Raw genomic sequence first — 12834 nt, forward strand, 5'->3', positions numbered from 1 at the left:
GCGGGCCGCTCGGGTCACCGTCGGGTATGCCGTGTCGCGCGCGGTCGGTCAGGCGCCGGTCGTGCCGGTACCGGACCCGCCCTCGCGCCGCTTCATCGTGTCGTACTCCTCGCGGGCGGTGTCGGCGTCGTGACCCTTGCGGTCGTCGAGCGCGGGGCGCTCGGCGTCCTTCTCGGTCTTGCGCGCCTCGCCCTCGTCCTTCATCTGGTCGACCTCGGACTTGAAGACGCGCAGGGATTCACCGACCGACCGAGCCATGCTGGGCAGGTTCTTCCAGCCGAAGAGGATCACGAAAGCGATGATGAGCACGACGATGTGCCAGAGCTTGAGGCCAGCCATGAGAAGTCTCCCTAGAGTTCGCGCTACCAGGCGTAGAGCCTGCTTCAGTCTACGCCGTGGCGGCGCACCGGGTGCGTGGTCAGTCTAACGCCGGGCCTCACGACAGGTTCCCGGACAGGGCCGTGCGGGCGGCCTCGCGCACCGCGTCGACGAGGGCCGCCGGCTCGACGACCCGGACTCCCCCGCCCTCGCGCAGCACGAGCCGCAGGAGCCAGCGGGGGTCGGCGACCCGCAGCACCATCCGCACGGAGCCGTCGTCGCGCGTCTCGACCTCCTCGGCCGGGATCTGCTCGGCGACCCACGCAGAGCCGGTGTCGAGGTCGAGGGTGACGGCCTGGTCCTCAGGGTCCGGGCGGTAGACCCCGGTGCCGACGGCACGCTCGGGCAGGTCCTCCGGAGGGGTGGCCGGCACGTCGAGCACCTCGGCGGCCTCGATCCGGTCGAGCCGGAAGAGGCGCACGCCCTGGGCGCGGTGGCACCAGCCCTCGAGGTACCACCGGCCGTCCACCGACAGCGCCCGCAGCGGGTCGACGTCGCGCTCGGTGGTCTCGTCGCGGCTCCCGGAGGTGTAGCGCAGGTGCAGCCGGCGCCGCTCGGTGAGCCCGGCGCGGATGGTCGCCGCGATGCCGTCGTCGGCGGGCTGCTCGAGGTCGACGCGCACCGCGGCCGCCGCCCGCGCGGTCTCACCGGCGGCGGTCTCCAGCTTGGCCAGTGCCCGGTCGATGGCGTCCCGCTCGGCCAGGCCCGGGGTGTCGGCGAGCGCGCGGAGCGCCACGATGAGCGCCAGGGCCTCGTCGCGCCCCAGGCGCAGCGGCCGGGCGATGGTGTCGGCGTTGCCCACGAAGACCCGACCGCCCTCCCAGGACGCCTCGATGAGGTCGTCCGGGTAGTGACCGGGCAGGCCGCAGAGGAAGAGCACCTGCAGGTCCTCCACGACCTGGCTCTCGCTCACCCCGAGCTCCGCGGCGGCCGTGGCCAGGTCGATGCCCTGGCGGTGCAGCAGCCACGGCACCATGGTCAGCATCCGGGCCACCCGGGAGGTGGCGCTCTCGTAGGTCGCCATCAGGCCGCTCCCCCCCCGTGCGCAGCGAGCACCGCGCGCAGCCGCCCGGCGACCCGCTCGGCCAGCTCGGCGGGTGCCTCGACGCGCACGTCCGGTCCGGCGGCGCAGACCTCGCGGGCCAGTGGCGCGAGCGAGGCCACGTCGAGCTCCAGCCGCGACCAGCCCTCGGGGACGTCGGCGCCCTCCGTGCTCTCGCGGCCCCGCCGCCGCAGCGAGGCGGCCGCGCCGTCGCGCACCAGCAGGCGGACGGTCGTCGACCGCTCGCCGTCCTCCCCGGCGCTGCGCCGGATCATGGCGAGCGCGTCGAGGTCGTCGGGCACGGCATACCCCCCGGGCCGGCCGGAGCGCTCCGGGATGCCGACGACCCGGTCCAGCCGGAAGACGCGGGGTGCCTCGCGGTCGAGGTCGTGGGCGGTGAGGTACCACCGGCCGTGCCAGCTCGTGAGCCCCCACGGCTGCACCCGGCGCCGTGCGAGGTCCCCGGAGCCGCCGCGGTAGTCGAAGCTGATCGCGCACCGCTCCAGCACCGCGTCGCGGACCGGCTCGAAGGCGGGGTCGGGGGTGTGCAGCAGCGGCTCGATCCCGGCGACCGAGGACTCGTCGCGCACCACCCCGGCGGCGTCCAGCTTGCGCAGCGCCTGCGCGGCCGGGCCGGCGAGGCTCGCCTGGCCCCAGGCCCGCGCCGCCAGCCCGAGCACCGCGAGCTCGTCCGGGGCGAAGTCGATCTCGGGCAGCGCGTACTCGCGCTGGTCGATGCGGTATCCCGGCTCGTCGTCGAAGAAGGCGTCGATCGGCTCGGTGCGCAGCGGGATCCCCAGGGCGCGCAGCTCGTCCTTGTCGCGCTCGAACATCCGCTCGAAGGCCTCGGGGCTGCTCCGGGCGTAGTCCGGGACCGCCTGGCGCAGCTTGGCCCGGCTCAGCGGCTGCCGGGTGTGCAGGAGGGCGATGACGAGGTTGAGCAGCCGCTCCGTCTTCGCCGCGGCCGGGCTCGGACCCGCGCCTGTGCTCTTCGCCATGCGGTGCAGGCTACCGTCCGACCTCCCCCGGTCCGGGCATCGATAGGCTCACCCGTCGTGATCACGTGGCGCGAGGGCGAGGTGCGCGAGCTGCTGCCGGGGTGGGCCGGCGTGCAGGTCCTCGGTGTCGACGTCGCGGGCGGTCGGCTGCGGGCGCTGGGCTACCCCGACCTCGTCGGCACCGCCCGGGTCGGCGACCGGGTCCTGCTCAACGTCACCGCCCTGGAGCGGGGCCTCGGCACGGGAGGGTATGCCCTGGTCGTCGCCCTCCCCGACCGGCCGGACTCCTGGCCGGTCCGGGCGGGCGCCGAGGACGAGCCGGGGCACCTGGTCAAGGGCCGCTACTCCCCGCTGCAGCCGATGGTGCTGGGCGTGGACGACCCCGAGGGCGAGCACCACGCGACGCTCGCCCAGGCCGACGACCTGGGGGGTATGCCGGTGCTCGCCACCGACCTGCACTCCGCGCTCCCCGCGGTGCTGGCCGGGGTCCGGGCGCAGCGGCCCGGGGCCCGGGTCGCCTACGTCATGACCGACGGGGCCGCCCTCCCCCTGGCGTGGTCACGGACCGTCGCCGGGCTGCGCGACGCCGGGTGGCTGGCCAGCACGATCACGGCCGGGCAGGCGTTCGGCGGGGACCTCGAGGCGGTCACCGTCCACACCGCGCTGCTCGCGGCCCGGCACGTCGTGGGTGCCGACCTGACCGTCGTCGTCCAGGGGCCGGGCAACCTCGGCACCGTCACCCGGTGGGGCTTCTCGGGGGTGGCCGCGGGCGAGGCGCTCAACGCGGCTGCCGTGCTCGGCGGGCGGCCGGTGGCCGGGCTGCGGGTGTCCCAGGCGGATGCCCGCGAGCGCCACCGCGGCCTGTCGCACCACAGCGCCACCGCCTTCGGCCGGGTCCTCGCCCACCCCGCCGACCTGCCGGTCCCCGTGCTCGGGTCCGACGCCCCGGGTCAGGGGGCCGACCTGCCCCTCCCCCGCACGGGGGGCGCGCCCGACGCGTCCTCCCCCCGCACCGGAGACGCACCGGACGCGCCCTCCGGGCACACCGGACGCGTGGGAGACAGCGTCGCGCTGCGCGAGTGCCTGGCACTCGTCCACCGGCAGGCGCGCGACCTGGTCGCCACGGCCCCGCACCTCGCACTGGTCGAGGTCGCCACGGAGGGCCTGGCCGAGGCCTTGGCGGAGGTGCCGGTCCCCTTGTCGACGATGGGCCGCGGGCTGCAGGACGACCCCGCCGCGTTCCTCACCGCCGCGGCGGCCGGCCGGCACGCCGCACGGCTCCTCGACCCCGCGGACTGAGCCCGCCTGCCGCACCACGCCGGCCGGCCCGGGCTCCTTCGTCACACCAGCACCGGTGGCCACCTGGTGCGGGGAGATGTACGGAAGGCGGCGACATCACCCTGGCCCGGGTGCACGTCCCCGCACGTGGTGACAGGCGTGACCAGAGGGACCGGTGCGATGACCGGACCAGCCGACCCGTCCGCGTCCCGGAGCACCTCCGACCGGGCGATCGTCACGTCGTCCTGGGCGCCGTCGTCGCCGGTGCGACGGGACCTCGCCGGTCACCTACAGTGAGCGCCATGACCCTGCCCGTGCTCACGGCATACCGAGACTCCACCTGTCCCACGACGCTCGCGCGCGCTGCTCGCGCCGGCTGAGGCGCGGGTATGTCGTCCGACCTGCTCTTCCTCCTGGGCGGCGGGGTGCTGCTCCTCGCCGTCGCGCTGCCCAGCCTGCTGACCCGTGCCTGGCTCTCGGCGCCGGTCATCCTCATCCTCGTCGGGGCGGTCATCGGGTGGCTGCCCATCGCCTCCGGTCTCGGCTTCGACCCCACGGACCAGCGCGAGACGATCGAGCACGTCACCGAGATCACCGTCCTCGTCGCGCTCATGGGCGTCGGGCTCGCCCTCGACCGGCCGCTCTCCCTGCGCAACCTGCGCTCCTGGCGCACCTGGTCGGCGACCTGGAAGCTGCTCGGCATCGCCATGCCGCTCAGCATCGCCGGCGTCTTCCTCCTCGGCTGGTGGGGGCTCGGCCTCGGCGCCGCCCCCGCGCTGCTGCTCGGCGCCGTGCTGGCCCCGACCGACCCGGTCCTCGCCGGGGACGTCCAGGTCGGCGGGCCGGTCATCACGCGTCGTGAGGCCGACAGCGAGGAGTCCATGGCCGACCAGCTGCACGACGACGAGATCAGCGACGACGACGAGGTCCGGTTCGCGCTCACGTCCGAGGCCGGCCTCAACGACGCCCTCGCCTTCCCCTTCGTCTACGCGGCGATCTTCCTCATGACCATGGGGTCGCCGCTGGACTGGGGGCTGCGCTGGCTGGCCTTCGAGCTGGTCGGCAAGATCGTCATCGGGCTGCTCGTCGGGATGGCCGTCGGCTGGGTCCTGGCCTACGTCGCCTTCCGCACCCGGCAGCAGGCGCTGCGGCTGGCCGAGCAGGGCGAGTCGCTCCTGGCGCTCGCGGCCATGGTGCTGGCCTACGGCGTGGCCGAGGTCGCCCAGGGCTACGGCTTCCTCGCGGTCTTCGTGTGCGCCATGACCATGCGCGCACGGGCGCGGCGGCACGAGTTCCACGAGCACATGCACGGGGTGGTCGAACGGCTGGAGCGGCTGCTCACCCTCCTCGTGCTGCTCTTCGTCGGGATCGCGCTCACCGACGGTGCCCTGGAGTCCCTCGACTGGCGCGGGGTGGTCGTGGGCGTGTCACTCGTCCTCGTCATCCGCCCGCTGGCCGGCTGGGTCGCGCTGCGGCCCGGGCGCTGGCGCATGTGCGACGAGAGGCTGCGTCCGCTGGCCCGGCGCGAGCAGCTCATCACCGCCTTCTTCGGCATCCGCGGCGTGGGCACGCTGTTCTACATCGCCTACGCCCTGTCCGAGACGACCTGGACCGGTGAGCGCTGGCTCTGGGCCACCTGCGTGTTCACCATCGTCTTCTCGGTCGTCCTGCACGGGGTCCTGGTGACGCCGATGATGACGAAGCTCGAGCGCGACCGGGAGCGCCTCCTCCGGGCGACCTGACGCGGCCGACGACACGCCCGTCCTGACCGGCTCAGCCACGCAGGTGAACGCCTGGGCCGGCGACACGGCCACAGCAGTCGGCCCAGCCGTTCACGGGAACGGCTGGGCCGGTGGCGGTGCGCCGGAACGGCGCCTGCGGTCGCGTCAGCGGACGTCGACGAGGTCGACGACGAAGATGAGCGTCTCGCCGCCCTTGATGGCAGCACCGGCGCCGCGGTCGCCATACCCCAGGTGCGGCGGGATGACGATGCGGCGACGACCGCCGACCTTCATCCCGAGGAGGCCCTGGTCCCAGCCCTGGATGACCTGGCCGACGCCCGCGGTGAAGGTGAGCGGCTCGCCGCGGTTCCACGAGGCGTCGAACTCCTCGCCGGTCGACCAGGACACGCCGACGTAGTGCGCGGAGATGGTCGAGCCGGCGGTGGCCTCGGCGCCCTTGCCGACCTCGATGTCCTCGACCTCGAGCTCGGTGGGCGGCTCGTCGCCGGGGAAGTCGATCTCGGGCTTGGCCTTCTGGACGCGGCCGAAGGGGGACTCGGTCATGATGTGCTCCTTCTCGTTCGGGGTCAGGTATGCCGTGCGCCGGCAACCATCGGCGGCGCCCGGTGGGTCGTCAGGCCACCACGGGCGGCGCCCGGTGGGCTGTCAGCCCACCATTCGCGGCGCTCGGTGGGCTGTCAGCCCACCATCGGCGGCGCTCGGTGGGTGTCAGGGGTGACGGTCGGATCAGGAGGCGCCGAGGATGTCGACGACGAACACGAGGTCCTCGCCGGCCAGCTCGTTGCCGGGGGCCGCGGTCTCGCCCTCGGTCTCCTCCGGCGCGGGGCCGTAGGCCTCCTCGGCCGGGATGACGAGCAGCACGCGCGAGCCGACGGTCTGGCCGACGAGCCCCTCGTCCCAGCCGGGGATGACGCTGCCGAGGCCGATGTGGAACTCGGTGGGCTCGCCGCGCTCCCAGGAGCTGTCGAAGACCTCGCCGTCCGAGGGCTTCGCCCCGGTGTAGTGCACCCGGATGGTCTGCCCGGCGACGACCTCGGGGCCCTCGCCGCGGATGAGCGGCTGGGTGATGAGCTGGTCGGGTGCCTCGACGCCCTCGACGTCGATCTCCGGACCGGCGTCGCCCATGGTCACGGTGGGCAGGCCCTCCTCGGGCTCGACCTCCTCGCCCTGCGCCTCGGTGAGCGGCTCGCCGGTGCCCTCGACGACCATGTAGAAGAGCATGGTGTCGGTGGGGCCGACCCCGAGCTGCTCGTTGCCGACCTCGCCGAAGGCGTCGGCCGCCGGGATGGCCATGAGCAGCTCGTCGCCGACCATGGCGCCGGGCAGGTTCTCGCGGAAGGCCGGGAAGAGGTTCTCGTCGGCCAGCTCCAGGGTGACCGCCTCGTCGTTCTCGAAGGTCGACACCAGCTGCTCGCCGTTCGAGCCGTTGACGGTGAGGTACTTCACCCGCACCTCGTCGCCCTCGGCGACCTCGTCGCCGTCGCCCTCGGTGAGGGTGCGGGTCTCGGTCGACCCGGCCACGAACGGCAGGTCCCCGTCGGCGAACGGCTCGCCGTCCCAGGTCAGCGCGGGCGCGTCGCCCTCGGTGTCGACACCGATGTCCGCCAGGTCACCGTTGGGCGCGGCCGAGGTCGCGGCCGCGTCGTCACCGGGTGAGCTGGTCGCCGCGGCGTCGTCGCTCGAGCCCTCGTCGGCCGACTCGGGGCTGCAGCCGGCCAGGAAGATCAGGGGCGCGGCGGCGGCCGCGAGGTAGCGCAGGCGGGAAGAGCGCACAGGTGCGTCCTTTGCAGATCGGGGAAGCGTCCGGGCCAGCCTAACCCGGCGACCCTGGGCCTTTCGTGGGAGCACCGCTGGTCGCCCGGATGTGCTCGAGCAGGGCGTCGACCCGCTCGTCCTGGGCGGCGAACGGGTCCTTGCAGATCACCGTGCGCTGCGCCGCGTCGTTGAGCTTGAGGTGCACCCAGTCGACGGTGAAGTCGCGCCGGTGCTCGGAGGCCGTCCGGACGAAGTCGCCGCGCAGCCGCGCCCGGGTGTCCGGCGGGACGGTCGTCGCGGCCTGCACGCGCGCCTCGTCGACGACGGTCCGCGCGGCCCCGGAGCGCTCGAGGATGCGCACCAGCCCCCGGGTGGGGTGGATGTCGTGCCAGGCGAGGTCGAGCTGCTGCAGCCTCGGGTCCCACGGCTGCAGTCCGTGCCGCTGCGCGTAGGAGTCGAGCAGCTTCTTCTTCATCACCCACTCGATCTCGGTGTCGACCAGGTGCAGCCGGTCGGTCTCGATGGCGTCCAGCCCGCGTTCCCACAGCTCGAGGACGTCGCGGTATGCCGGGTGCTCGGTCAGCCCGGCGCCGCGGGCATACCCGGTGGTGAGGTCGAGCAGCTCGCGCTGCAGCTCCAGGGCGGTGATGGTGCCGCCCCGGCGCAGCGCCAGCGGGGTGCGCCCGGTGCGGTCCCGGCTCACCTCGCGGATCGCCTGCATGGGGTTGGCCAGCACGAGGTCGGGCACGACCGTGCCGGCCTCCAGCATCTTGAGCACCAGGTCGGTCGTGCCCAGCCGCAGCATCGTCGTGGTCTGGCTCATCGTGGAGTCGCCGACGATGACGTGGAGCCGGCGGTGCCGCTCGGGGTCGGCGTGCGGCTCGTCCCGGGTGTTGATGATGGGCCGGGACCGGGTGGTGGCCGAGGAGAGGTCCTCCCACATGTGGTCGGCGCGCTGCGACACGAGGTAGGTGGCCCGCTGCTCCACGACGTGCAGCCGGCCCGCCCCGGTGACGAGCTGGCGGGTGACGAGGAAGGGGACGAGGGTGTCGGTGAGGCGCTCCATCCGGGTGCGCCGCTCGATGAGGTAGTTCTCGTGCGAGCCGTAGGAGTTGCCGCGCGAGTCGACGTTGTTCTTCAGCACGTAGACCGTGGCCGCGAACCCCTCCGTCGCGAGCCGCTCCTCGGCGTCGTGCGCGAGGTCCTGGACGATGAGCTCGCCGGCCCGGTCCTGGGCGACGAGGTCGAGCAGGTCGGTACACTCGGCGGTGGCGTACTCGGGGTGGGAGCCGACGTCGAGGTAGAGCCGGGAGCCGTTGCCGAGGAAGACGTTGGAGGAGCGTCCCCAGGCCACGACCTTGCGGAAGAGGTAGCGGGAGACCTCCTCCGGGGAGAGCCGGGAGCCGCCGGAGAAGGTGGCGTTGACGCCGAACTCGGTCTCGACGCCCATGATGCGGCTCAGCACGGCGGCACCGTCACTGGCCGCCCTTCTGCACGAAGCCGTGCACGAACTCCGTCGCGTTGGTCTCCAGCACCCCGTCGATCTCGTCGAGCAGGGAGTCCAGCGCCTCGTCCCGCTGGGCGTGCTGCGCGGCCGGGGCCGTGGGGGGCGGGGTGGCGTCCGGCTCCGGGCCGTCCCCGGCGCCGCTGTCCCGTCGGCGGTCGAACTGCTGCTGCGACATGACCCCGATCCTAGTCAGACGTCCTCGCTGCTGAGCTCGGAGAGGAGCCCGGCGGCGTCGGTATGCCGGTCCAGCAGGTCGGCCACGGTGTCCCGGCGTCCGCCCGTCGGCTCCTCGACGCGGACCCGTCGCAGCCGGCCGCGCCCGTCGACGAGGACCACGGAGTCCCACGAGGCGGCCCGCACTCCTCCGCCGGCGCCGTAGCGGCGGACCACCTCGCCGCGGAACCACGCCCGGGTGTCCTCGGGCGGGTGGGCGACGGCGTGCGCGATCTCGTCGTCGCCGACGAGGCGGTCGAGCCTCCCCGCGGCCCGCAGCCGGCGGGCGAGACCGCGGTCGGGGTCGAGGTCGTGCCACTGGATGTCCATGGCCGCCAGCCGGGGGTCGTCCCAGCCGGCCCCGGAGCGCTCGGAGAAGCGCTGCAGGAGCTGGTGCTTGGCCACCCACTCCACCTGCCCCGCCGCCTCGGAGGGGTCGCGGCGCAGGGTGTCGAGGACCTCGCGCCAGCGGCGCAGCACCGGCCCCGTCGGCTCCTCGGCCGGGTCGCCCCACGCCTCGTGCCCGGACACCGCCGCCTGCTCGGCCGCGTCCAGGTGCGCCTCGAGCAGGTCCAGCCCGGTGAGGTGGCGTCCGTCGGCCAGCTCGACGGTGGCCCGCAGGGTCGGGTCGTGGCTCACCTGCTGCGCGGCCGCGACGGGCCGGGCCAGCGCGAGGCCGTCGAGCAGGTGCGGGTGGGTCTCGACCACGCGCAGCACCGCCGAGAGCGACCCCAGCGCGAGGTAGGTCGTGACGTCGGCCATGGTCGCGTCGCCGACGATGACGTGCAGCCGCCGGTGCAGGTGCGGCGTGGCGTGCGGCTCGTCGCGGGTGTTGACGATGGGGCGGCGCAGGGTGGTCTCGAGACCGATCTCCGCCTCGAGGTAGTCGGCGCGCTGCGAGAGCTGGAAGCCGGGCCGCTCGCTGGCCTGACCCAGCCCCACCCGGCCGGCCCCGGCGATGACCGGGCGGGCCACGAGGAAGGGGATGAGCGCGGCCGCCAGCCGGTCGAAGGGCACCGACCGCGGCACGAGGTAGTTCTCGTGGGTGCCGTAGGACGCTCCCTTGCCGTCCACGTTGTTCTTGTAGAGGCGGACCTCGAGGCCCTCCTCGGCCAGGGTGCGGACCGCCGCGAGCGCGACCTCCTCCCCCGCCCGGTCCCAGCGCACCGCCGCGAGCGGGCTCGTGACCTCGGGGCTGGAGTACTCCGGGTGGGCGTGGTCGACGTAGAACCGGGCCCCGTTGGAGAGCACCGAGGTGGCGATCGTCGGGTCCTCGACATCGGTGAGCTGGGAGCGGTGCGCCAGCGCGCGGGCCATCTCGAAGCCGCGCGCGTCGCGGAGGGGGGTCTCGTCGGCGTAGTCCCAGCCCGCGGCAGCGGGCAGCGCCGCCCCGGCGGGCGCGCCCGCGGCATACGCCCGGACCACCTGCCCCGAGAGCACCATGGGCGTGACCGGCTGCCCGGCGGCGTCCCGCTGGGTGCTGGTGATGCCGAGCTCGGTCTCGATCCCCATGACCCGCCCGACGCCCACGGGGGCGCTGCCGCTCACGCGTCGACCCTCGGGCGCGGGACGCCGGTGACCATGTCGAGGTCGAGCGTCGTCGAGGTGGCCAGCACGGTGAGCGCGCGGGACCGGGTGCGGCCGGCGTCGTGGTCGACGGCGGTGAGCACGTAGCGGCCCGGGGGCGGCAGCCCGACCTCGTAGGCGCCGTCGGCGTCGGTGTGGGCGGTGGCGACGTACTCCCCGGAGTGCTTGATGAGCGAGACGAGCACGCCGCCGAGCGGGCGGCCGTCGTCCAGGACGTGCCCCGAGAGCAGCAGCCGCCGGGTCATCGTCACGTCCTCCTCGTGCCCGACGGCCAGGTCGACGAGGCACGACTGCGGCGCCCAGCCGTCCGCGGACACGACGAGCAGGTAGGCCCCCGGCTCGGGCAGCGCGAGGGTGTAGCGCCCGTCGTTGTCGGTGCGGCCCCAGTCGATGTGGGTGCCGTCGGGGCGCAGCACCGTGGTGACGGCCTGGCGCAGCGGCCGGCCCTGGGGCCCCACGACGCGCCCCCGCACGAGCAGCTCGGGCAGGTCACCCATCCCCGCGTGCTTGACCTCGGTGCGCTCCCCGGTCGCGGCCGCAGCGACGCCGGGCTCCTCGACCCGCACCCGCTGCGGACGCCGGATGAAGGCGGCGATGAGCCCGCCGCCGAGCGCGGCGGCGGCGCCGGCCCAGAAGACGAGCTGGTATGCCGCGAACGAGGGCGCCGGCACGCCGCTGGCGGTGGCGGTCATCGAGGCGGCGAAGACGGCCGCGACGAGCGCGGACGCCGAGGACGTGCCGATGGAGCGCAGCAGGGTGTTGAGCCCGTTGGCCGACGCGGTCTCGGTGATGGGCACCGCCCGCATGATGAGCGTGGGCATGGCCGCGAAGGCCAGGGCGGTGCCGAGCGAGGCGACGCTCGCGGTGACGACCACCTCGAGGACGCTGCCGTGCAGCAGCGAGCGTCCGACGAAGCCCAGGGCGATGGTCACCGCGCCGGCGATGAGGACGGCCCGGGCGCCGTGCCGGCGGATGAGGCCGGCGGACACCGGCGACATCGCCACCATGAGCAGCCCGCCGGGCAGCAGGACCAGGCCGGTGGACACCACGGACAGGCCGAAGCCGTAGCCGGTGTCGGCCGGCATCTGCACCTGCTGGGCGGAGGTGAGGAAGTTGGCGAACATCGCGAAGCCGACGAGGACCGAGGCCGCGTTGGTGAGCAGCACCGTGCGCCGCATCGACGTGCGGATGTCGACCAGCGGCTGCCCGGTGCGCAGCTCCCAGGGGACCCACGCGGCGAGCACCAGCCCCGCCCCGGTCAGCAGGCTCAGGGTCAGCGGCGACCCCCACCCCCAGGTGCCGGCCTTGCTCACCGCCAGCAGGAAGCAGGTGAGCGCCACCGACAGCAGCGCGGCGCCGGCGTAGTCGAAGCGGCCCCGCGTCCTGACCGTCGACTCCGGCACGACGAGGTAGACCGCGACGAGCATGACCACGGCGAACCCGCCGGAGACGTAGAACAGGGCGTGCCAGTCGAGGTTGTCGTAGATGACGCCGGCCAGCGGCATACCGATCGCCCCACCGATGCCCAGCGTCGCCGACATGAGCGCGACGCCGGACCCGACCCGGTCGGCCGGCAGGTGGTCGCGCATGATGCTGATCCCCACGGGCACCAGGCAGGCGCCGAGACCGCTCAGCCCGCGGCCGAGCACCACCAGCGCGAACTCCGAGCTCAGCGCCGAGACCACCGACCCGGCGATGACGGCCCACATGCAGACGATGAGCAGCAGCCGCTTGCCGAACATGTCGGCCAGGCGGGACACGATGGGGGTGCCGACGGCGGCGGTGAGCAGCGTCACCGTCACCAGCCAGGAGGCGTTGTCGCTGGTCGTCCCGAGGATCTCCGGGAAGACCGGCAGCAGCGGCAGGACGAGCGTCTGCTGCAGCGAGACGAGGGTGCCGCAGAGCGACAGGACGACGATGATCGCCGTGGTGGGGGTGCCGGGTGCGGACGCCGTCGTGGTCTTCTCGTCCGCCCCAGCCGTCATGCCTCAGACCCTACGCCTGCCCACCGACAGCGCTTGCACGAGCGCCCGCCACCCCAGGGCGCCGCCCACGAGGACGACCGCGGCCACGACGACGAAGGCCGGCGCCGTGCCGGCCCCGGTCAGGACCCGCAGCAGCATCCCCACCGCCAGCGCGAGCCCGCCGACCGCCAGACCCTCCACCCACCAGCGCCGCGCGCGCCAGGTGAGCATCCACCCCACGGCCATGCCGACGGCGAAGGGCCACGCGGTCTGCAGCACCCCGAGCGGCGTGAGGCCCAGCTCGTGGCTGGACCGCCCGGCCACCGCGAAGACGAGGAGCAGCAGCAGGTCGCCGAGGCGGTGCACGCCG

At 74.3% G+C, this 12834-nt stretch carries 12 protein-coding genes; 2 read left to right on the plus strand and 10 right to left on the minus strand.

Annotated features, from left to right (window positions below; translation table 11 throughout):
* Positions 1 to 48: 48 nt before the first annotated feature.
* The 3 genes from tatA to EUS26_RS06670 form a co-directional block, all read right to left on the minus strand.
* Complete coding sequence (gene tatA / locus EUS26_RS06660; protein ID WP_130012421.1) at positions 49 to 339, minus strand: Sec-independent protein translocase subunit TatA; 291 nt, start codon at positions 337 to 339, stop codon at positions 49 to 51.
* A 97-nt stretch (positions 340 to 436) separates the two neighbouring features.
* The gene (locus EUS26_RS06665; protein ID WP_130012423.1) at positions 437 to 1402 is read right to left on the minus strand and encodes a helix-turn-helix transcriptional regulator; all 966 of its coding nucleotides are present in this window, start codon (positions 1400 to 1402) and stop codon (positions 437 to 439) included.
* Complete coding sequence (locus EUS26_RS06670) at positions 1402 to 2418, minus strand: helix-turn-helix transcriptional regulator (protein WP_130012425.1); 1017 nt, start codon at positions 2416 to 2418, stop codon at positions 1402 to 1404. Before EUS26_RS06670 ends, EUS26_RS06665 begins: the two co-directional genes overlap by 1 nt.
* Before the next feature lie 57 nt (positions 2419 to 2475).
* Here EUS26_RS06670 and EUS26_RS06675 point away from each other — a divergent pair, with 57 nt between their 5' ends.
* Positions 2476 to 3717, plus strand: coding sequence for a DUF3866 family protein (locus tag EUS26_RS06675; protein WP_130012427.1), 1242 nt, complete (start codon positions 2476 to 2478; stop codon positions 3715 to 3717).
* Between the two features lie 368 nt (positions 3718 to 4085).
* Positions 4086 to 5438 (plus strand): cation:proton antiporter, encoded by a 1353-nt coding sequence (locus EUS26_RS06680; protein WP_130012429.1) that lies wholly within the window; start codon positions 4086 to 4088, stop codon positions 5436 to 5438.
* 144 nt (positions 5439 to 5582) lie between these two features.
* Here the strand turns inward: EUS26_RS06680 and EUS26_RS06685 are convergent, their stop codons facing one another.
* The 7 genes from EUS26_RS06685 to EUS26_RS06715 form a co-directional block, all read right to left on the minus strand.
* Positions 5583 to 5981, minus strand: coding sequence for an FKBP-type peptidyl-prolyl cis-trans isomerase (locus EUS26_RS06685; RefSeq protein ID WP_130012431.1), 399 nt, complete (start codon positions 5979 to 5981; stop codon positions 5583 to 5585).
* 183 nt (positions 5982 to 6164) lie between these two features.
* Positions 6165 to 7211 (minus strand): FKBP-type peptidyl-prolyl cis-trans isomerase, encoded by a 1047-nt coding sequence (locus tag EUS26_RS06690; protein ID WP_165368526.1) that lies wholly within the window; start codon positions 7209 to 7211, stop codon positions 6165 to 6167.
* A 40-nt stretch (positions 7212 to 7251) separates the two neighbouring features.
* On the minus strand, positions 7252 to 8643 hold the full coding sequence (pafA, locus tag EUS26_RS06695; RefSeq protein ID WP_420329993.1) for a Pup--protein ligase: 1392 nt from the start codon (positions 8641 to 8643) through the stop codon (positions 7252 to 7254).
* A 25-nt stretch (positions 8644 to 8668) separates the two neighbouring features.
* Positions 8669 to 8884, minus strand: coding sequence for a ubiquitin-like protein Pup (locus tag EUS26_RS06700; RefSeq protein WP_420329994.1), 216 nt, complete (start codon positions 8882 to 8884; stop codon positions 8669 to 8671).
* 5 nt (positions 8885 to 8889) lie between these two features.
* The gene (gene dop / locus EUS26_RS06705; RefSeq protein WP_130012552.1) at positions 8890 to 10425 is read right to left on the minus strand and encodes a depupylase/deamidase Dop; all 1536 of its coding nucleotides are present in this window, start codon (positions 10423 to 10425) and stop codon (positions 8890 to 8892) included.
* 32 nt (positions 10426 to 10457) lie between these two features.
* Entirely contained in the window at positions 10458 to 12485 is a 2028-nt protein-coding gene (locus EUS26_RS06710; protein WP_130012438.1) for an MFS transporter, read from the minus strand.
* A 3-nt stretch (positions 12486 to 12488) separates the two neighbouring features.
* Complete coding sequence (locus tag EUS26_RS06715) at positions 12489 to 12830, minus strand: DUF3054 domain-containing protein (RefSeq protein ID WP_202865074.1); 342 nt, start codon at positions 12828 to 12830, stop codon at positions 12489 to 12491.
* Positions 12831 to 12834: the final 4 nt, after the last annotated feature.

The sequence above is a fragment of the Serinicoccus sediminis genome (assembly GCF_004153545.1).
GTDB classification, from domain to species: Bacteria; Actinomycetota; Actinomycetes; order Actinomycetales; family Dermatophilaceae; genus Ornithinicoccus; species Ornithinicoccus sediminis_A.

Coding starts and splice junctions, on each gene's coding strand:
- dop (WP_130012552.1), bottom strand. CDS start 10,425: ATGGGGATCGAGACCGAGCTCGGCATCACCAGCACCCAGCGGGACGCC.
- pafA (WP_420329993.1), bottom strand. CDS start 8,643: ATGGGCGTCGAGACCGAGTTCGGCGTCAACGCCACCTTCTCCGGCGGC.
- EUS26_RS06685 (WP_130012431.1), bottom strand. CDS start 5,981: ATGACCGAGTCCCCCTTCGGCCGCGTCCAGAAGGCCAAGCCCGAGATC.
- EUS26_RS06665 (WP_130012423.1), bottom strand. CDS start 1,402: ATGGCGACCTACGAGAGCGCCACCTCCCGGGTGGCCCGGATGCTGACC.
- EUS26_RS06710 (WP_130012438.1), bottom strand. CDS start 12,485: ATGACGGCTGGGGCGGACGAGAAGACCACGACGGCGTCCGCACCCGGC.
- tatA (WP_130012421.1), bottom strand. CDS start 339: ATGGCTGGCCTCAAGCTCTGGCACATCGTCGTGCTCATCATCGCTTTC.
- EUS26_RS06670 (WP_130012425.1), bottom strand. CDS start 2,418: ATGGCGAAGAGCACAGGCGCGGGTCCGAGCCCGGCCGCGGCGAAGACG.
- EUS26_RS06680 (WP_130012429.1), top strand. CDS start 4,086: ATGTCGTCCGACCTGCTCTTCCTCCTGGGCGGCGGGGTGCTGCTCCTC.